We start from the raw sequence: 17,009 nt of genomic DNA on the forward strand, positions 1-17,009 counted from the left end.
GGCGCGGGTCGACTCCCCGATCGGCCCGACGTTGACGCCCAACTTCTACTACCGGATCTCGACGGCCCGGCTGACGTTGACGGCGCCTTCACGGGCGATCCGGCGCCGCCTCCCCGAAGAGCTCGCGCCGCTGGAGGTCGCGCCGGGCCTCGGCCTGGTGTCGGTGATGGTGTTCCGGTACGACGTCTGCGACATCGACTTCTACACCGAGGCCGCCGTGGGTGTCGCGGTCCGGCCCGCCCGGCACGGACGGCTCGGCTTCTTCGATCTCGTGACCGGGCTCAAGAACGAACACCTTCACTCGTACGTGCTGTCCCTTCCGGTCAGCAGTGACATCGCCCGGGTCCGCGGCCACGACGGCTACGGATTCCCGAAATGGGTGACGAGCATCGACGTCGACATCGACGCCGAACGCACCGAAGCGCGCGTGGCGAACGACTGCGGCGAGACCGATCTCGCTCTTTCGGCGGCGACGCCGCGCCAAACCACGCACGAATCGGGCGAGCGGGTCTCGAGCCTCACGTCGTACACCACCATCGGGGACGCGTGGCATGCGACGCTGAGCCAGACCAACCTCCTCTCGGCCGGAAGTACGACGTTCCCGCGCGGCGTCGACCTCCGGTTGGGCGACGGGCGCCTCTCCGATGACCTACGCTCACTCGACCCGCGCAAGCCGATCCGCCTCGACGTGATGACCGAGGGGCAGCTCGCGCTCCACATGCCGGTCCCCACCTCCGTCCGGGAACAGGAGGCCCGCAAATGACCAAACGCGTCTTGACCGTCGTCACCAACGTCGGTCACTACGACGATCCGTCCCACCCGACAGGCTTGTGGCTTTCCGAACTCACGCACGCCTACCACGTCTTCGCCGAGCGCGGGTTCGAGCAGACGATCGTCAGCCCCCAGGGCGGACGATCGCCGCTCGAACCCCGATCGCTGAAGTTCCCCAACTACGACAAGACCGCCAAGGCCTGGCGCGCCGACCCGGACCGGATGGCCTTGCTGGAGAACACCGCCGCCCCGGACGAAATCGACTCGGCGGACTTCGACGCGATCTACTTCACCGGCGGCCACGCGGTCATGTACGACTTCCCCGACAGCGAAGGACTGCAGCGGATCACCCGCGAGATCTTCGAACGCGGCGGCATCGTCTCCTCCGTCTGCCACGGTTACTGCGGCCTGTTGAACACGAAACTGTCCGACGGCTCGTATCTCGTCGCGGGACGCAAGGTCACCGGCTTCGCCTGGCGCGAGGAAGTCCTCGCGAAGGTGGACAAGCTCGTGCCCTACAACGCCGAAGAAGAGATGAAGAAACGCGGCGCGCGCTACGAAAAGGCCAAGCTGCCCTTCGTCTCCTACGCGGTGGTCGACGGCAATCTGGTCACCGGCCAGAACCCGGGATCAGCGAAGGAGACGGCGAAGAAGGTGGCGGAGCTGCTGTGATCAGCCGATCCCGCTGCCGGGCGGGAACCATTCGACGGCCTTGAAGTCCCCGCTTTCGACCCGTTCGAAGGTCGCGCTGCTCAGGCACGGCGGAACGATTTGCTTGTGCTCGGGGTCCGGCCCCCAGCTGTAGCCGAGCCGGTCGCGCTTGCCGTTGTCGTACACCGTCATCCCGACGCGGCGGTCCTTGAGGCCGGGAACGTCCGTGTCCTCGACGATGCCGGTGACGACGGCGACCGGGCCGCCGACGACCAGGCAGTCGATCCGGCCCTTGAAGTAGGCGGAGAACCCGCCGCCCACATGGCTGACCCGGAAAGTCCCCTTACTCTCCGGGAAGAGACCGTGCGCGTCGAAGGCGAACCGGACGTCCTGGCCGTCCTTGCGCAGCATCTTGGCGCTGCCGACCAGGCTCGGTTCGGTCGGCTTGCCCTTGCCCGCTTCCTCACCCGACGCCGGACCGGCCGCGACGAGTGTCGTGGCGAGGACCATCGCGGCACCGACGGCCGCGAGTTCTCGTGATCGTTTCATGTTCCACCCCTTGAATCCCCTGGTCGCGGAGCTTTTCCGCACTTCTCACCATCCCGGGGCGCCGGCCGGTGACGACTCCCCCGCGCAGGGGAAGCGCCTCCCTCATAACGGGGATTTCCGGTATTTGGGATACCAAGTGCCGCACACTAGGCTGGGCGCGTGACCTCGACGATCGCGGTGACCCGGTGGATTCCCGACGAAGCGCTGAAAGTGCTCGCCGAGGCCGGGGAGGTGAAACTGTCGCGCGCCGACCGGCCGCTGACGCCGGACGAACTGCGTGAGTTCGTCCGCGGCTCGTCCGCGATCGTCGGCATGCTGCACGACCGGATCGACGGCGAGGTCGCCGACGCGGCGGGCCCGGATCTGAAGGTCGTGGCGAACGTGGCCGTCGGCTACGACAACATCGACGTCCCGGCGCTGGCCGGACGCGGGATCACCGTCACCAACACCCCCGGGGTGCTCACCGACGCCACCGCGGATCTGGCGTTCGGGCTGATCCTCGCGGTCACGCGACGGCTCGGCGAGGGCGAACGGCTGCTCCGCTCCCGCACCCCCTGGTCGTTCCATCTCGGTTTCCTGCTCGGCTCTTCGCTGCAGGACAAGACACTCGGGATCGTCGGGCTCGGGCAGATCGGGCAGGCGGTCGCGCGGCGGGCGCTCGGTTTCGGCATGCGGATCGTCTACTCAGGACGATCGAGGGCCGCCGAAGACGTCGAGAAGACCTTGGGCGCGAAGTACGTGCCCTTCGACGAACTGCTGCGAAGCTCCGACGTCGTGTCGTTGCACTGTCCGCTGACTCCGGAAACCCGGCATCTCGTCGACGCGGACGCGCTGAAGGCGATGAAACCGGGCGCGTATCTGATCAACACCACGCGCGGCCCGGTCGTCCACGAGGCCGCGCTCGCCGACGCGCTCGAAGCCGGGGAAATCGCCGGAGCCGGCCTCGACGTGTTCGAAGCCGAACCCGAGGTCGAACCGCGCCTGCTGGATCGCGAAAACGTCGTCTTGACGCCGCATCTCGGATCGGCGACGGTCGAGACCCGTACTGCCATGGCCGTGCTCGCGGCCGAGAACGTCGCGTCGGTGCTCACCGGCGGAAACCCGCTGACGGAGGTTCGTCCATGACTCGTGTGGTCATCGCGCCCGACAAGTTCAAGGGAAGCTTGACCGCGGTCGAGGCCGCGGAGGCGATCGCCCACGGCGTCCGCGACGCGCTGCCCGAAGCCGAGGTCTCGTCCTGCCCGGTCGCCGACGGCGGCGAAGGAACCCTCGACGTCCTCGTCGCGGCGGGCGGCCACCTCGTGGAACTTCCCGTCCGAGGGCCGCTCGACGACACCGTCGACGCCCGCTACGTGACCCTCGACGGCACTGCCTACATCGAATCGGCCCGCGCTTGCGGGATCGAGTTCGTCGATCCGAGCCCGGAGGTGGCGCTCGCCGCGCACACCTGGGGCGTCGGGGAACTGCTCGCGCACGCGCTCGACAACGGCGCGCGACGGCTGGTGCTGACCGTCGGCGGGACGGCGAGCACCGACGGCGGCGCCGGGATGCTGGCGGCGCTGGGTGCCGGGGTCTTCGACGCGTTCGGCGCGCCGGTCGGGCTCGGCGGCGGCACGCTGGGCCGGGTCGCGCTGGCCGAACTCGGCCCGGTGCGTGAACGGCTAGGCTCCGTCGAGGTCGCCGTCGCCACCGACGTCACGAACCCGTTGCTCGGCCCCCGTGGCGCGGCCGCGGTCTTCGGCCCGCAGAAGGGCGCGGGCCCGCGCGAAGTCGAGCAGCTGGACGAGTCCCTGTCCCGCTGGGCGCAGGCTTTGCGGAGCGCCGGGTCGCCCGACGTCTCGGATCTTCCCGGAGCGGGCGCGGGCGGCGGGGTCGCCGCGGGCGCGATCGCGGGACTCGGTGCGAGCGTCGAATCCGGGTTCCAGCTCATCGCCGGGCTCACCGGCGTGGCCGGCGCCATCGAACACGCCGACCTCGTGATCACCGGTGAAGGCTCACTGGACGAGCAGAGTCTCGACGGCAAGGCCCCGGCGGGTATCGCGGCTCGCGCGCGGGAACACGCGGTGCCGCTGATGGTGCTGGCCGGGCGGATCCAACTGGACCAGAGCCAGCTCACCGGCCTCGGAGTCGTGGGCAGCGCCGCCCTGATCGACCACGCGCCTTCGCTCGACCACGCACGTGCGCACGCGGCGGAACTCCTGCGCGAGCGGGCCGGCGAGCTGGTCCGCGCTTGGGCCCATAGTTGAGCCTGGGCAGCGACGCCTCCGCTGTGGGTCGTGAGTGGCGTTTCGCGTTAGAACCCGAAACGCCACTCACGACCACCTGGACCGGCACGCGACGGGACGTAAAGCTTGAGACCGCCGGGGTCAGCTGCCGGGCTGGGGCTGAGCCTGCGGGAGTACGGCGAAGGCGACTTCGCCGGTTTCGTCCTGCTGGACGTCGAGGACCTTGTCGTCGAGCAACTCGGCTGCTTCCGGCTCCAAGAACACCTTCGGGCCGCCGTCGGCGCCGAGGACCTTGTCGCCGCTTTCCGGCTCCGGGGCGACGGAAACCGCGAGCTGAGGACTGTCTCCCTGCTGGGAGTGCATGGCGAACCGCAGCCCGCCTCCATCCTGGCCGTTCTCCTGCCCGGTCAGTGCGGTGATCGCCTCGGCGGCGGCTTCGGTGACTGTCAGCATCTCTGCCCTTCCTTCGTCGCGGTCTTGCACTTGACCGACCACGCTAGGGGGTGTCGGCACGGCCCGCCGTCTGAGTGAAGATCATTTTTCACCGACGTCCGGCTCCTCTTCGGCCAGCCGCATGGCGTGCGACTCGCCTTCGCGGATCTCCGCCGGCGTGGTCCCGAACCGGTCGGCACCACTCCAGTGCTCGGGCGGTTCGACCCCTTCTTCGAGCGGGTCGACACGGAGTTCGTCCTCGTCGAGCGCCTCACTGGGATCCAGCGTTTCCGGCTCCGCGCTCTCACGATCGCTCATCGGCCGCTCCCTCCTGGTCGGACGTTGCCCGGGGCGTGCTGTACTCGACCCCGTCCCGGTGGCTTACCCGGCGTCTCCGCAGGCCAAACGGCGGCGCTGTCGCGGGGATCACAGTTTCTCAGGTGGTTCATTAGCTTCACAAGTTTGTGAAACAAGGAGTAGCGTCGTCGGTATGACCACCACCAGGTGGGCGCCAGGGCACCGGATCATCCGGCGCGCGCCGGAGCGGCACCACGAACTCGGCAACCATGCCGCTTGGTACGTCGTCGCCGGGGTCGCCGCCACCGGCCTGCAGGCGGTGCTGTTCCTTCTCCTGCAGCCGATCCTCGGCCCCCAGTTGGCCAATCTGGTCGCGCTCGCGGTCACCACCGTCGGGAACACCGAGTTCCACCGCCGGGTCACCTTCGCCACCCGCAAGAGTCACGCAGGCAAGCGGCATTTCCAGGATCTGGTCACCTTCGCCTTCTACGCCGTGTACGGCTCGATCGTGCTCGCGTCCCTCGACGCGGTGATCACCGAGCCGACCGCACTGGAACAGACCGGCGCGCTGCTCGCGGCCAGCGTCGTGGGCGGCATCGCGCGCTTCGCGGTCCTTCGCTGGTGGGTCTTCGCGCGCCGGAACGCCTAGTCTCGATCCGTGGCAGAGATCAACGGCCCGCACGACGGCGGCTCGGAACCCGATTACCGCTTCACGCTCGCCAACGAACGGACCTTCCTCGCCTGGCTCCGGACGGCGCTGGGCCTCCTGGCCGGCGGCGTCGCCGTCCATCAACTGGTCCCCGACCCGAGCACGCTGAGCACCGTCCTGGCGGGGTTGTGCGTCGTACTGGCCGCCGTGCTCGCGGCGAGCGCGTATCCACGCTGGCGACGGGTGCAGACCGCGATGCGCACGGGACGGCCGCTGCCGAAGAGCGGGATGCTGCTCCTGCTGACCGCCGGAATCCTCGCGATCACCCTGACCGCGGCGGCACTGGTGGTCTTCTCGTGAACCCGTCCGATCACGGAGCGCAAGCGGAACGGACCGGGCTCGCGTGGCGCCGGACCGCGCTCGCGGCTACTGCCTGCACACTCCTGCTCTTGCACACCGCGGCCCGGCGAGGATGGGGCACGGCGGTCGTCCCGGTCGCCTTCGCGGGGGCCATGGTGATCACCTTGACCGCCGCCGGCGCGATTCGTGAACGAGCACTGCGCCGTCCGGAAACCCCGAAACCTCTTAACCCGATCCTTGCTGTCACAACGTCGGCACTCGTCGTAGCGACGGCGGCCGCGCTGATCGCGGTGCGCTAAGTCGCGCACACATCCAGCGACGCCGAAGCCCCTTTTCGCGACGCAGAGTCTCGGTTGTATTAAGCCGACTCCGGCGAATGGGCTATCTCTAGTTGAAATCTTTACTGCCGTCCGATCGACGCCTACGATTACGCTGCGTCGCAACGGCGGCAGATGAATCTGATCTTACGGAGCATCTGCCGCCCTCAATCGTTACGGAGTGTTGACCCCTCGACAGCGACGGTCGCAGGGTCGGCCGGGGAGGACGACCATGCAAGCAACTTCAAGCGCGTCCAGAACCGTCACCCCCGATGCGGTCCCCGGATACACGACTCCGGAGCACCTGCCTCGACCGGGCGGACGGCTGACGAAGGAGGACCTCGATCCCCTCGTCAAGGACGCGGGCGACGGGAATCCCGCCGCCATCCAGTCCCTGCTCCGGATGATCGGCCCGGTCGTGGTCCGGTACTGCCGCGCCAGAATGGGCGGCCGCGACCTGTCCTACCTGTCGGCGGACGACGTCGCGCAGGAAGTGTGCATGGCGGTGCTGAAGGCGCTGCCCGGCTACCAGGATCGTGGCGGTTCGTTCCTCTATCTCGTGCACGCCATCGCCGCCAACAAGGTCGCCGACGCCTACCGCGCCGTCTCCCGTGACCGGTCGGAGCCGGTCCCGGAACTGCCCGAGCGGCCCATCGGCGACAACGAGCCCGAAACCCACGCCCTGCACCTCGACCTCGGTGCCCGGCTCAACCGCCTGCTCTCCACCCTCCCGCGGGTGCAGCAGGAGATCCTCGCCCTCCGCATCGCAGTCGGCCTGTCCGCCGCCGAAACCGCCGAGGCGCTCGGGATCTCCGCCGGCAACGTGCGCGTGACGCAGCACCGCGCACTGGCCCGCCTGCGGACGATGGTCAAGCAGGACGAGTTCTGATCTTTCGTCCCCCTGCCGCAGGTCGTCGATCAGCGGTTCTCAGGCGCCCGGTCCCCGCGCCGCCCACTTTCTTCCTTTCCCCCGTTTCCCGCCGGGATTTCGTCGTGTCTCACGTAAGGCGATAGGCCCGCCGCGCCGTCCCGTCGAAGAACTCCAGCCGCTCGGCATCGCTCAGCGAACCCGTCAGCGAAAACGCCGTGTCCACGACGACTTCGTACGCGGCCGCGAGTTCGCAGACCGGCCAGTCGGAGCCGAACATCAGCCGCGAAGCCCCGAAAGACTCCAGCACGTGCTCGGCCCAGCGCGCCAGCTGACCGACCTTCCACCGTGCCCAGTCCGCCTCGGTGACGAGTCCCGAAAGCTTGCAGTACACGTTGTCCAGCTCCCCCAATGCCGCGACGCCGTCCGCCCACGGCTGCCATTCGCCCGAGGCGATCGGCGGCTTCGCGGCGTGGTCGAGCACGAAAACCTGGTCCGGCAACGCTTTCGCGGCGGCGAGGGCCGAGGGAAGCTGAGGCGGTTTCACCAGCAGGTCGTACGCCAGCCCTGCCTCACCGAGAGCGGCGAGACCACGCAGGACGTCGGGCCGCATCAGCCACGACGGGTCCGGCTCGTCCTCCACCTGGTGCCGGATTCCCACCAACGGCCCCGAAAACGAGGCCACGCGCTCGGCGACGCCGGGGGCGGTGAGGTCGGTCCAGCCGACGACGCCGGCGATCAGCGGTTCTTCCCGCGCCGCCGCGAGGAACTCGCGCGTCTCCTCTTCCGACGAGACCGTCTGCACCAGCACGGTCCCCTTCACCCCCGCCGACTTCGTCACCGCGCGGAGATCGTCCACTGTGTACGGACGGCGGATCGGTTCCAGCGCCGTGCCGGTCATCCACGGGTAGTCCCGTCGCGACGGGTCCCAAAGGTGGTGGTGCGCGTCGATCACGGCTGTCCTTCCTCCCGCAGCACGGTGTCCTCACGCAACAGTCCCGCATGGATCAGGTCCGTCCACAACTCGCGCGGCACCGGGCGGCGGAAACGTTCGGCGTTGAGCCGGACCTGCCCGGGATCGTGCGCGCCGACGACGACGGACACCACCGACGGATGCGCGGCCGGCAGCGCCAAAGCGGCTTGCGGGAGCTCGACACCGTGCCGCGCGCAGACGTCGGCGATCCGCTGGGCGCGTTCGACCAGCTCGGCCGGCGCCTCGGCGTAGTCGTACATCGTGCCCGGCTCCGTGGTGGCGAGGATCCCGGCGTTGAACGCGCCGCCCGCCACCACGTCCACCCCGCGTTCCGCGCACAGCGGGAGGAGATCGTCGAGGGCGGGCTGGTCGAGCAGGGTGTACCGGCCCGCCAGCAGGATCACGTCGAGATCGAAGCGGCGGACGAATTCCGCGAGCATCGGCGCCTGGTTCATCCCGGCGCCGATGGCGTCGACGACACCCTGTTCGCGCAATTCGAGCAGCGCGGGGAAAGCACCGTCGACGGTGTCCTCGAAGTGCTCGTCGGGGTCGTGCACGTAGACGACGTCGACGCGGTCGAGCCCCAGCCGCTCCAGACTGTCCTCAAGCGACCGGAGGATCCCGTCGCGGCTGAAGTCCCAGCGTCGTTTGTACGCGGCGGGGACGACGAAACCCTGCGAGTCGGTGCGCGAAGCGCCGTCGGGGTCGGGCTCCAGAACGCGGCCGACCTTGGTCGAAACGACGAAGTCCGCGCGGGGATACGCCGAAAGCGCCGCGCCCAGCCGTCGTTCCGACAGCCCGAGACCGTAGTGCGGGGCGGTGTCGAAATACCGGATGCCTTCGTCCCACGCCCGCCGGACGGTCGCTTCGGCCGTCTCGTCGGTGATGGCGTGGTACAGGTTGCCCAGCTGCGCGCAGCCGAGCCCCAGCGGGGACAGGGGAATCTTCACGGAAGCTCCCAGACGAGGCCGATCCCCGAATCGTTGCCCGAGTAGTCGTCTTCGACGTCGAGCAGTTCGGACATCCGCGCCTGCCAGGGAATGTTGGCCGGATGATCGCGCAGGACCGCGCGCATCTTCGCGTAGTCCTCGACCTCCACCACGTGGAACAGGTCGAGACCGTCCCGCCAGATCCGCCACGAACGCACGCCCGCACCGCGCAGGGCTTCGTCCAGATCGGGCGGGATGACGGCGTGGACCGACTCGTATTCGGCCTCCTTGCCCGGCTTCAGCCGGGTGTGGAGTGCCACTCTTTGTAGTGCGACACCGTGGGTCACCGCGCCTCCTTCATTCGAAACATGGCACTCTGTCAACTAACACTCAAACATCCGAGGTCTTCGGGGAGGGCGGTGGAACATGCCGGTCACCGATGTCGCGATCGACAAGATCAAGGACATGATCATCTCCGGCGAGCTTGCTCCCGGCGACAGGCTGCCGAAGGAGGCCGAACTGGCCCAGCGGCTCGGCCTGTCCCGCAGTTCGCTGCGCGAAGCGGTGAAGGCGCTGTGCCTGATCCGCGTGCTCGACGTCCGGCAGGGCGACGGGACGTACGTCACCAGCCTCGAACCGAATCTCCTCCTCGACGCGATGACGTTCGTGGTGGACTTCCACCGCGACGACACCGTGCTGGACTTCCTCGCCGTCCGCCGGATCCTCGAACCGGCGGCGACGGCGCTGGCCGCACTGCACATGAGCGACGAGGACATCGCGGAACTAGGCCGCCTGCTCGACGAACTGGCCGACTCGCCGACGGTGGAGGCGCTGGTCGCGAACGACCTGCAGTTCCACCGCAAGATCGCCGACGGTTCCGGCAATCCGGTGCTGTGCTCCCTGCTGGACAGCCTGTCCGGCCCCACCGCGCGCGCCCGCATCTGGCGCGGGCTCACCCAGGAGGGCGCGGTCGCGAAGACCCGCGAGCAGCACACGGCGATCTACGAGGCCATCGCGGCCCGTGAACCCGAGCTCGCGCGTTCGTGGGCCACCGTGCACGTGGCCGGGGTGGAGCAATGGCTCCGCAACGCGCTCGGCACCGCCGACGACCCCACCACGGCCGCCGAAGCTTCCTGACACCGCTCTCTCCTCTCTCACGCCCTCTAACCGGCCCTTCGCGCGCTAGGAACGGTCCTTTCCTCGCAAAATTCGTCAGGAAAGGACCGTTCATTGCAGCGGCGAGAGGGCTAGGTCTGGGCCTTCCCACCGGCGTAGCGCGAAATGATCAACGCGACCAGGATGATCACGCCGTAGATCGCCTTCAGCCATTCCGGCGGCACCTGCGCCACCTGCAGCAGGTTGGTGACGGTCTGCAGCAGCAGCACGCCGGTGAGCGCCCCGACCAGCGTGCCCTTCCCACCGTCCAGTGAGACACCGCCGATCACCGCAGCGGCGAACACCTGAAGGATCAATCCGTCGCCCTGATCCGCCCCGAGCGCGCCGACGTAGCCGGTGTACGCGAGCCCGCCGAGCGCGGCCAGCACACCGGCCACGACGAAGACACCCCAGGAGATCCGGTCGACGCGGATACCGGCGGCCCGCGCGGCTTCCCGATTGCCGCCGATGGCGTACAGCGACCGTCCGATCCGGTGATACCGCAGCCCCAGCCCGAACACGGTGAACAGCGCCGCGGCCAGCCACACCGACATCGGCAGCCCGATGAACGTCGTCGTGGCCAGGGCGGTGAACACGTCCAGCTGGTCGAAGAGCGTCTTCCCCTGTGTGGAACCGATCTGCGTGCCGCGCAGCACCGTCAGCATCGCGAGCGTGACGATGAAGGCGTTCAGCTTCAGCTTGACGATCAGGAAACCGTTCACGAAGCCGACCGCGGCCCCGGCCACCAGTACGGCGAGGATGCCCGCGAACCCGGGGATTTCGGTGCCGAAACCCGAAGAAGCCACCGGGATGACCAGCATCGCGCCCAAGGCGGGCGCCATGCCCATGGTGGATTCCAGTGACAGGTCGAACTTCCCGGTCAGCAGCACGAGCGATTCGCCCAGTACCACCATCGACAGCGCGGCCGAGGCGGACAGGATCCCGACGATGCTGCCGAAGGTCAGGAACGTGTCACTGATCAGTCCTCCGATGATCAGCACCACGACGAGCGCCGGCACGAGCGCGAGTTCGCGCAGCCAGCGGAACTTCCGGCGCTTCGGCGGGGCCGCGAGCGTCGAAGTCTTCGGATCGGTCATCAGTTCGGTCACCGCTCGACTCCTTCGATGTCGGCCACCAGATCGCCGTCGGACCAGCCCGCCGGGTGTTCGGCGACCACGGCACCGGCACGCAGCACCAGTACCCGGTCGCTCAGCCGGAGATCGTCCAGCTCGTCGCTGACGATCAGCACCGCCTTGCCCTCGGCGCGCACCCGGTCGACGACCGCGAGCAGCGCCTCCTTCGATTTCACGTCCACGCCCGCGGTCGGGTTGATCAGCACCACCAGGCGCGGATCACCGGCCAGCGCGCGGGCCAGGACGACCTTCTGCTGGTTGCCGCCGGAAAGGTCGGACACCGGCTGGTCCGCGTCGGCCGCGACGATGTCGTAGTCCCGCAACGCCCGCACGGCCCGGCCGTACCGCGCGCCCGGTGCCGCGAGACCACCCTTGCCCATGCGATCCAAAATGGACAGTGTGGCGTTGTCGGCGATGGAGTGCTCCAGCACCAGTCCTTCGTGATGCCGATCCCTCGGCACACAGCCGATCCCGGCGCGGATCGCGGCCGGGATGTCGCCCGGCTTCAGCGGTTTCCCGTCCACCCGGACCGTGCCGGAAGACGGCGAGCGCAGTCCGTACACGGTTTCGGCGACCTGATGCTTGCCGCTGGCGTTGCTGCCGGCGAGCCCGATCACCTCGCCGCGGTGGATCCGGAACGTGACGTCCTCGAACCCGTCACCGGAAAGCCCGTCGACGGCCAGGACCTCGGCGGCGTCCGCGTCCAGCGCCTCGCGAGTGGAGGCGTCACGGACGGAAAGGCCGCCCTGTTCGCCGGTCATCGCGTCGATCAGCTCGGCACGGCCGACCTCCGAAACGGGCGCGGTCAGGATGTGCTTGGCATCGCGCAGCACGGTGACCGCCTGGCAGACCTCGTACACCTCGTGGAGGTGATGCGAGATGAACAGGAACGTCACCCCGTTCGCCTGCATCTGCCGCATCCGCGCGAAGAGCCGGTCGATCGCCTGGCTGTCCAGCTGCGCCGTCGGCTCGTCGAGCACGATGAACCGGGCGCCGTAGGAGAGCGCCCTGGCGATCTCGACGAACTGCCGGTCCTCGACCGAAAGCTCGCCCGCCGGGGTGTCGACGTCGACCCCCACGTCCCAGGAGTCGAGCAGGTCCCGTGCCTGACGGCGCAACCGCTGCCAGCCGATCGTGAAACCCTTGCCCGACTGGCGATTGAGGAACAGGTTCTCCGCGACGGTCAGCTGCGGGACGACCATCGCGTGCTGGTAGACGCAGGCGACCGCACGTTTCCATTCGTCCTGTTTGGACAAGGGCGGCGCGGGGACGCCGCCGAACTCGACGTGTCCGCTGTCCGTTTTGGACAGTCCGGTGAGGATGGAGACGAGCGTCGATTTCCCGGCCCCGTTGCGGCCGACGAGCGCGTGCGATTCGCCGGGGTGCACGGTGAGGCTGACGTCGGACAGCGCCACGGTCGGTCCGTAGCGTTTGCCGACACCCTGTGCGCTGACCACCGGCACGGCGGCGGACCCGGCGGGCAGCGCGCTCACAGGTTGTTCCCCCAGAGCGCCTTGTCGTCCACGTTGTCCTTCGTGACGACGGGCGCGGGGAGCTGGTCTTCGAGGATCCCCGGCCGCACCTCGACGACGGTGCTGCCGTGGTCGGTCGGCCCCGCCTTGAACGTCTCCCCCGCCATCGCCTTCTTGATCCAGTACATGCCGTACTTGGCGTAGTCGTCGGCGGGCTGCGAGACGGTCGCGTCGAGTTCGCCCGCGCGGATCGCGGCCAGCTCCTGGGGAATGCCGTCGTTGCTGACCAGCACCACGTGCTTCGGGTCGCCGACCGGGAAGTAGAGGTTCTTGCGTTTGAGCGCCTGCTGCGTCGGCGCCAGGTAGACGCCGCCCGCCTGCATGTACACGGCCTTGATGTCCGGGTTCGCGGTCAGCAGGCTGTCCAGGCCGGACGAGGCCTTGTCCGCCTTCCATTCGGCGGCGACCTCCAGCACCTGGACGCCCGGGAACTTCGCCTTCATGCACTGCCGGAACGCCTCGGAGCGGTCGCGGCCGTTGACCGAGGCGAGGTCGCCCATGACCTGCACGACCTTGCCCGACGTGACCTTCGCGCCGATCGCCTCGCACGCCTTGGTGCCGTACGCCTTGTTGTCCGCGCGCACCACCATCGCGACCTTGCCGCCCTCCGGCGCGACGTCGACCGCCACCACCGGGACGCCCTTGTTCTCCGCCGCCTTGAGGCCCGCCACGACGGCGGCGGAGTCCAGCGGGGTCACGACCAGGCCCTTGACGCCCTGGTTGAGCAAGGTGTTGATGTCGGTGATCTGCTTCGCCGGGTCGCTGTCCGCGTTGACCGTCGGCAACGCCTCGACGCCCTGTTCCTTCGCCTTCAGCGGTACGTAGTTGTTGTAGGCCTGCCAGAACGGCGAGGTCAGCAACGGGATAGTCGCGCCGACCTTGCCGCCCCCACCCGCGCCGGGCTGCGGCGCGTTGTCTTTGGTGGAACCGCAAGCCGACAGGGCCAGCCCGAGCACGGTGGCCGCGGCGGCCACCTTGATCACCCTCGTACGCACCGCATCCTCCTTGATGGCAGCGAAACTACTGGTGGTGGACCGGGCCGCGCGGACGCAGCCCGTACATCCCTCCGTCGACGGCGAGCGCCGTGCCGGTGGTCGAAGCCGACAACGGGCTGGCGAGGTACACCACCGCGTTCGCGACCTCGTCCGCGGTGACCAGCCTGCCCATCGGCTGACGGGCGGCGAGCGCGGCGCGTTCGGCCTCCGGATCGCCCGCGGCGTCGAGCAGCCTGCCGACCCACGGGGTGTCCGCGGTGCCGGGGCAGACGCAGTTGACGCGGATCCGGTCGGCGAGGTGGTCGGTCGCCATCGCCAGGGTCAGCGAGAGCACCGCGCCCTTGCTGGCCGAGTACAGCGCGCGGTTGGGCAGGCCCGCCCACGCGGCGATCGAACAGGTGTTGACGATCGCGGCCGAGCGCGAGTTCTTCAGATGCGGCAACGCCGCCCGCGCGAGCCGCACCATGCCGACGACGTTGATGTCGAGCACCCGGTGCCATTCGTCGTCACCGTTGGCCGTCACGTCGCCCTGTGCGCCGATGCCCGCGTTGTTGATCAGGACGTCGAGCCCGCCGAACCGCTCGGCGACCGCGGCGATCGCCGAGCGGACCTCCTCGTCGGAGCCGACGTCGCAGCGGAATCCGGTGAGGCCCTCGGGAAGGTCGCCGGGATTCAGGTCGAGCACCGCGACCTTCGCCCCGCGCGCGGCGAGCAGGTCGGCGGTGGCCCTGCCGATTCCCGAGGCACCGCCGGTGACGGCGGCGACGAGGCCTTCGAACTCACTCACTGGTTTGTCTCCGTCCACTCTGGACCGTCGGGGAAGGTGAACCGGCGCAGCGTCGCGTCGTGCATCCGGGCCGAGAAACCGGGCGCGGACGGGGCGACGTAGCGGCCGTCGACGACGGCGGCCGGATCGGTGAAGTGCTCGTGGAGGTGGTCGACCCATTCGATGGACCGGTCGGTGTCGCTCCCGGACACCGCCGCGAAATCGAACATCGACAGGTGCCGGACGAGTTCGCACAGCCCGACCCCGCCGGCGTGCGGACAGACCGGGACCCCGAATTTGGCCGCCAGCAACAGGATCGCCAGGTTCTCGTTGAACCCGCCGACCCTGGCCGCGTCGAGTTGCAGCACCGAGATCGCGCCGGCCTGCAGCAACTGCTTGAACACCACGCGGTTCTGCACGTGCTCGCCGGTGGCCACCCGGATCGGGGCGAGCGCCTTGGCGATCGCGGCGTGGCCGAGCACGTCGTCCGGCGAGGTGGGTTCCTCGATCCAGTACGGGTCGTACGGCGCCAGCGCGGTCATCCAGGTGATCGCGGTCGAGACGTCCCAACGCTGGTTCGCGTCGACGGCGACCCGGATGTCCGGGCCGACGGTCTCGCGGGCGAGCTTCATCCGGCGGACGTCGTCCTCGAGATTCCCGCCGACCTTCAGTTTGATCATCTCGAAGCCGTCCGCGACGGCCTGTTCGGCGAGCCGGACCAGTTTCGCGTCCGAGTAGCCGAGCCAGCCGGGGGACGTGCTGTACGCGCGATAGCCGTCGCGCTCGATCTTGGCGATCCGTTCCGCGCGGCCGGGCTCGGCGGCGCGGAGGATGTCGAGCGCCTCCTGTTCGGTCAGCGCGTCGGAGAGATACCGGAAGTCGACAAGGGAGACCAGCTCCTCCGGCGACATCCCGGCGGCGAAACGCCAGACGGGAAGCCCGGCGATCCGCGCGGCGAGATCCCAGGCGGCGTTGACCACCGCGCCGATCGCCATGTGCGCGACACCCTTTTCCGGGCCGAGCCAGCGCAGTTGCGAGTCGCCGACCAATGCCCGCGACAGGTCGCCGAGCGCGGCCGCGTCGGTGGGCACGTCCCTGCCGACGACATGCGGTTCCAGCGCGCGGATGGCCGCGGCCTGGACGTCGTTGCCGCGTCCGATGGTGAAGGCGAGCCCGTAGCCGTCCGGGCCGCCGTCGGTGTGCAGCACGACGTACGCGGCCGAGTAGTCCGGGTCCGGGTTCATGGCGTCCGAACCGTCGAGCTCCCGTGAGGTGGGGAAGCGGACGTCGAGCACCTCCATGCCTACGATCTTCGCCATCACGCCTGCCTGACGTTCTGACGCTGACGGCCGAGGCCGTCGATTTCGAGCTCGATGACGTCACCTTCGGTCAAGTACGGCTTGGGCTCGGGCTGGCCGAGCGCGACTCCCTGCGGGGTGCCGGTGTTGATGAGGTCACCGGGGCGCAGCACCATGTACTGGCTCACGTAGTGCACGATCTCGGCGACCGTGAAGATCATGTCCTTGGTCGACGAGTCCTGCTTCTTCTCGCCGTTGACCCACAACCGCAGGCCGAGGTCCTGCGGGTCGGTCACCTCGTCGGCGGTGACCAGCCACGGGCCGAGCGGGTTGAAGTTCTCGCACGACTTGCCCTTGTCCCAGGTGCCGCCGCGTTCGAGCTGGAATTCGCGCTCGGACACGTCGTTCGAGACGGTGTAGCCGGCGACGTACTCCAGGGCCTCTTCGGTGCTTTCGAGGTAGCGCGCGGTCTTGCCGATGACGACGCCGAGCTCGACCTCCCAGTCGGTCTTGGTCGAGCGGCGCGGCACGAGCACGTCGTCCTCCGGGCCGACGACGACGTCGGGGGCCTTCATGAACACGACGGGCTCGGCCGGGACTTCGGCGCCGGACTCCTCGGCGTGCTGCCGGTAGTTGAGGCCGATGCAGACGACCTTGCCCGGCCGCGCGATCGGCGAACCCACCCTGGCCTGCGCGAATTCGGGGCCTGCTTCGGGCAGCTCACCGGCGGCCAGCGCGGCCGCGGCCCTGGCGACACCGTCGCCCGCGAAGAAGCTGCCATCGATGTCGGCGGTCAGCGCCGAGAGGTCGCGCAGCGTGCCGTCCCCGGCACGTACGAACGGACGCTCACTTCCCGGCTCCCCGAGTCGCAACAGCTGCACGGATTTTCCCTTCCAGCCGAACCGTCAACAATCAACGGCTCCAACAGCAACGAACAGACATCCGATGTATACCCGACGACCTCCGACGAGATCTAGGGCCCACTCGGATTTGTCCGGAAAATTGATCGGATCAGTCTTGCGAAGTGGGGGTGGCGAGACTCACAGGGGGAATAGTTACCTACTCTAAGCAAGTTGTTCCTCGCGGAACCTTGGCTGGGGAAAGGAAGA

The 17,009-nt window shown here is 68.8% G+C and carries 20 protein-coding genes and 1 pseudogene; 9 read left to right on the forward strand and 12 right to left on the reverse strand.

Annotated elements, in window-relative coordinates; all coding sequences use genetic code 11:
• The first annotated feature begins 31 nt into the window (after window positions 1-31).
• Together AORI_RS71150 and AORI_RS71155 are read left to right on the forward strand one after the other, a co-directional pair.
• Entirely contained in the window at window positions 32-763 is a 732-nt protein-coding gene (locus AORI_RS71150; RefSeq protein ID WP_016336335.1) for an acetoacetate decarboxylase family protein, read from the forward strand.
• Window positions 760-1,443 (forward strand): type 1 glutamine amidotransferase domain-containing protein, encoded by a 684-nt coding sequence (locus tag AORI_RS71155; protein WP_016336336.1) that lies wholly within the window; start codon window positions 760-762, stop codon window positions 1,441-1,443. Before AORI_RS71150 ends, AORI_RS71155 begins: the two co-directional genes overlap by 4 nt.
• Here the strand turns inward: AORI_RS71155 and AORI_RS71160 are convergent, their stop codons facing one another.
• Window positions 1,444-1,971, reverse strand: coding sequence for a hypothetical protein (locus tag AORI_RS71160; RefSeq protein ID WP_016336337.1), 528 nt, complete (start codon window positions 1,969-1,971; stop codon window positions 1,444-1,446).
• 159 nt (window positions 1,972-2,130) lie between these two features.
• Here AORI_RS71160 and AORI_RS71165 point away from each other — a divergent pair, with 159 nt between their 5' ends.
• Both AORI_RS71165 and AORI_RS71170 read left to right on the forward strand, forming a co-directional pair.
• Window positions 2,131-3,096 carry a 2-hydroxyacid dehydrogenase gene (locus tag AORI_RS71165; RefSeq protein ID WP_016336338.1) on the forward strand — a complete coding sequence of 322 codons (966 nt, stop codon included), beginning with the start codon at window positions 2,131-2,133 and terminating at the stop codon, window positions 3,094-3,096.
• Complete coding sequence (locus tag AORI_RS71170; RefSeq protein ID WP_016336339.1) at window positions 3,093-4,217, forward strand: glycerate kinase; 1,125 nt, start codon at window positions 3,093-3,095, stop codon at window positions 4,215-4,217. Before AORI_RS71165 ends, AORI_RS71170 begins: the two co-directional genes overlap by 4 nt.
• 120 nt (window positions 4,218-4,337) lie before the next feature.
• Here AORI_RS71170 and AORI_RS71175 read toward each other — a convergent pair whose 3' ends face one another.
• A complete protein-coding gene (locus AORI_RS71175) occupies window positions 4,338-4,649 on the reverse strand; it encodes a hypothetical protein (protein ID WP_016336340.1) in 312 nt (103 codons plus the stop codon).
• Window positions 4,650-4,745: 96 nt separating this feature from the next.
• A pseudogene (locus tag AORI_RS71180) lies at window positions 4,746-4,946 on the reverse strand (hypothetical protein); the annotation flags it as partial.
• Window positions 4,947-5,118: 172 nt separating this feature from the next.
• On the opposite strand from AORI_RS71180, the gene AORI_RS71185 reads away from it, so the two are divergent.
• The 4 genes from AORI_RS71185 to shbA all read left to right on the forward strand — a co-directional run bounded on the left by AORI_RS71185 (window position 5,119) and on the right by shbA (window position 7,140).
• Window positions 5,119-5,574, forward strand: coding sequence for a GtrA family protein (locus AORI_RS71185; RefSeq protein WP_016336342.1), 456 nt, complete (start codon window positions 5,119-5,121; stop codon window positions 5,572-5,574).
• Between the two features lie 9 nt (window positions 5,575-5,583).
• Window positions 5,584-5,934: a YidH family protein gene (locus AORI_RS71190; protein ID WP_016336343.1), complete on the forward strand. Its 351-nt coding sequence runs from the start codon at window positions 5,584-5,586 to the stop codon at window positions 5,932-5,934.
• The gene (locus tag AORI_RS71195) at window positions 5,931-6,233 is read left to right on the forward strand and encodes a DUF202 domain-containing protein (protein WP_016336344.1); all 303 of its coding nucleotides are present in this window, start codon (window positions 5,931-5,933) and stop codon (window positions 6,231-6,233) included. Before AORI_RS71190 ends, AORI_RS71195 begins: the two co-directional genes overlap by 4 nt.
• Window positions 6,234-6,483: 250 nt before the next feature.
• Window positions 6,484-7,140, forward strand: coding sequence for an RNA polymerase sigma factor ShbA (gene shbA / locus AORI_RS71200; protein ID WP_016336345.1), 657 nt, complete (start codon window positions 6,484-6,486; stop codon window positions 7,138-7,140).
• A 109-nt stretch (window positions 7,141-7,249) separates the two neighbouring features.
• On the opposite strand, the gene AORI_RS71205 is transcribed toward shbA, so the two are convergent.
• The 3 genes from AORI_RS71205 to AORI_RS71215 are packed head-to-tail and all read right to left on the reverse strand — an operon-like array spanning window position 7,250 to window position 9,341.
• Window positions 7,250-8,074 carry an amidohydrolase family protein gene (locus AORI_RS71205; protein WP_016336346.1) on the reverse strand — a complete coding sequence of 275 codons (825 nt, stop codon included), beginning with the start codon at window positions 8,072-8,074 and terminating at the stop codon, window positions 7,250-7,252.
• Window positions 8,071-9,042: an aldo/keto reductase gene (locus AORI_RS71210; RefSeq protein ID WP_016336347.1), complete on the reverse strand. Its 972-nt coding sequence runs from the start codon at window positions 9,040-9,042 to the stop codon at window positions 8,071-8,073. The genes AORI_RS71205 and AORI_RS71210 overlap by 4 nt, the downstream gene beginning before the upstream one ends.
• A complete protein-coding gene (locus AORI_RS71215) occupies window positions 9,039-9,341 on the reverse strand; it encodes an L-rhamnose mutarotase (RefSeq protein WP_016336348.1) in 303 nt (100 codons plus the stop codon). The genes AORI_RS71210 and AORI_RS71215 overlap by 4 nt, the downstream gene beginning before the upstream one ends.
• A 106-nt stretch (window positions 9,342-9,447) precedes the next feature.
• Here AORI_RS71215 and AORI_RS71220 point away from each other — a divergent pair, with 106 nt between their 5' ends.
• Window positions 9,448-10,158 (forward strand): FadR/GntR family transcriptional regulator, encoded by a 711-nt coding sequence (locus tag AORI_RS71220; protein WP_016336349.1) that lies wholly within the window; start codon window positions 9,448-9,450, stop codon window positions 10,156-10,158.
• A 110-nt stretch (window positions 10,159-10,268) separates the two neighbouring features.
• On the opposite strand, the gene AORI_RS71225 is transcribed toward AORI_RS71220, so the two are convergent.
• Genes AORI_RS71225 through AORI_RS71250 form a run of 6 tightly spaced genes read right to left on the reverse strand, consistent with a single transcriptional unit; the run spans window position 10,269 to window position 16,781 of the window.
• Window positions 10,269-11,285, reverse strand: coding sequence for an ABC transporter permease (locus AORI_RS71225; RefSeq protein ID WP_016336350.1), 1,017 nt, complete (start codon window positions 11,283-11,285; stop codon window positions 10,269-10,271).
• A complete protein-coding gene (locus tag AORI_RS71230) occupies window positions 11,282-12,802 on the reverse strand; it encodes a sugar ABC transporter ATP-binding protein (protein ID WP_016336351.1) in 1,521 nt (506 codons plus the stop codon). The genes AORI_RS71225 and AORI_RS71230 overlap by 4 nt, the downstream gene beginning before the upstream one ends.
• Entirely contained in the window at window positions 12,799-13,836 is a 1,038-nt protein-coding gene (locus tag AORI_RS71235) for a sugar ABC transporter substrate-binding protein (protein WP_016336352.1), read from the reverse strand. The genes AORI_RS71230 and AORI_RS71235 overlap by 4 nt, the downstream gene beginning before the upstream one ends.
• A gap of 25 nt (window positions 13,837-13,861) precedes the next feature.
• Entirely contained in the window at window positions 13,862-14,623 is a 762-nt protein-coding gene (locus AORI_RS71240) for an SDR family NAD(P)-dependent oxidoreductase (RefSeq protein WP_016336353.1), read from the reverse strand.
• Window positions 14,620-15,921, reverse strand: coding sequence for an enolase C-terminal domain-like protein (locus AORI_RS71245; protein WP_016336354.1), 1,302 nt, complete (start codon window positions 15,919-15,921; stop codon window positions 14,620-14,622). Before AORI_RS71245 ends, AORI_RS71240 begins: the two co-directional genes overlap by 4 nt.
• Entirely contained in the window at window positions 15,921-16,781 is an 861-nt protein-coding gene (locus AORI_RS71250; RefSeq protein ID WP_016336355.1) for a fumarylacetoacetate hydrolase family protein, read from the reverse strand. The genes AORI_RS71245 and AORI_RS71250 overlap by 1 nt, the downstream gene beginning before the upstream one ends.
• Window positions 16,782-17,009 lie beyond the last annotated feature (228 nt).

It is taken from the genome of Amycolatopsis keratiniphila (genome assembly GCF_000400635.2).
Classification (GTDB): domain Bacteria; phylum Actinomycetota; class Actinomycetes; order Mycobacteriales; family Pseudonocardiaceae; genus Amycolatopsis; species Amycolatopsis keratiniphila.

Bases quoted from the DNA above. Each gene is read 5' to 3' on its own strand.
- AORI_RS71185 (WP_016336342.1), top strand. From the start codon at position 5,119: ATGACCACCACCAGGTGGGCGCCAGGGCACCGGATCATCCGGCGCGCG.
- AORI_RS71220 (WP_016336349.1), top strand. From the start codon at position 9,448: ATGCCGGTCACCGATGTCGCGATCGACAAGATCAAGGACATGATCATC.
- AORI_RS71170 (WP_016336339.1), top strand. From the start codon at position 3,093: ATGACTCGTGTGGTCATCGCGCCCGACAAGTTCAAGGGAAGCTTGACC.
- AORI_RS71155 (WP_016336336.1), top strand. From the start codon at position 760: ATGACCAAACGCGTCTTGACCGTCGTCACCAACGTCGGTCACTACGAC.
- AORI_RS71245 (WP_016336354.1), bottom strand. From the start codon at position 15,921: ATGGCGAAGATCGTAGGCATGGAGGTGCTCGACGTCCGCTTCCCCACC.
- AORI_RS71175 (WP_016336340.1), bottom strand. From the start codon at position 4,649: ATGCTGACAGTCACCGAAGCCGCCGCCGAGGCGATCACCGCACTGACC.
- AORI_RS71160 (WP_016336337.1), bottom strand. From the start codon at position 1,971: ATGAAACGATCACGAGAACTCGCGGCCGTCGGTGCCGCGATGGTCCTC.
- shbA (WP_016336345.1), top strand. From the start codon at position 6,484: ATGCAAGCAACTTCAAGCGCGTCCAGAACCGTCACCCCCGATGCGGTC.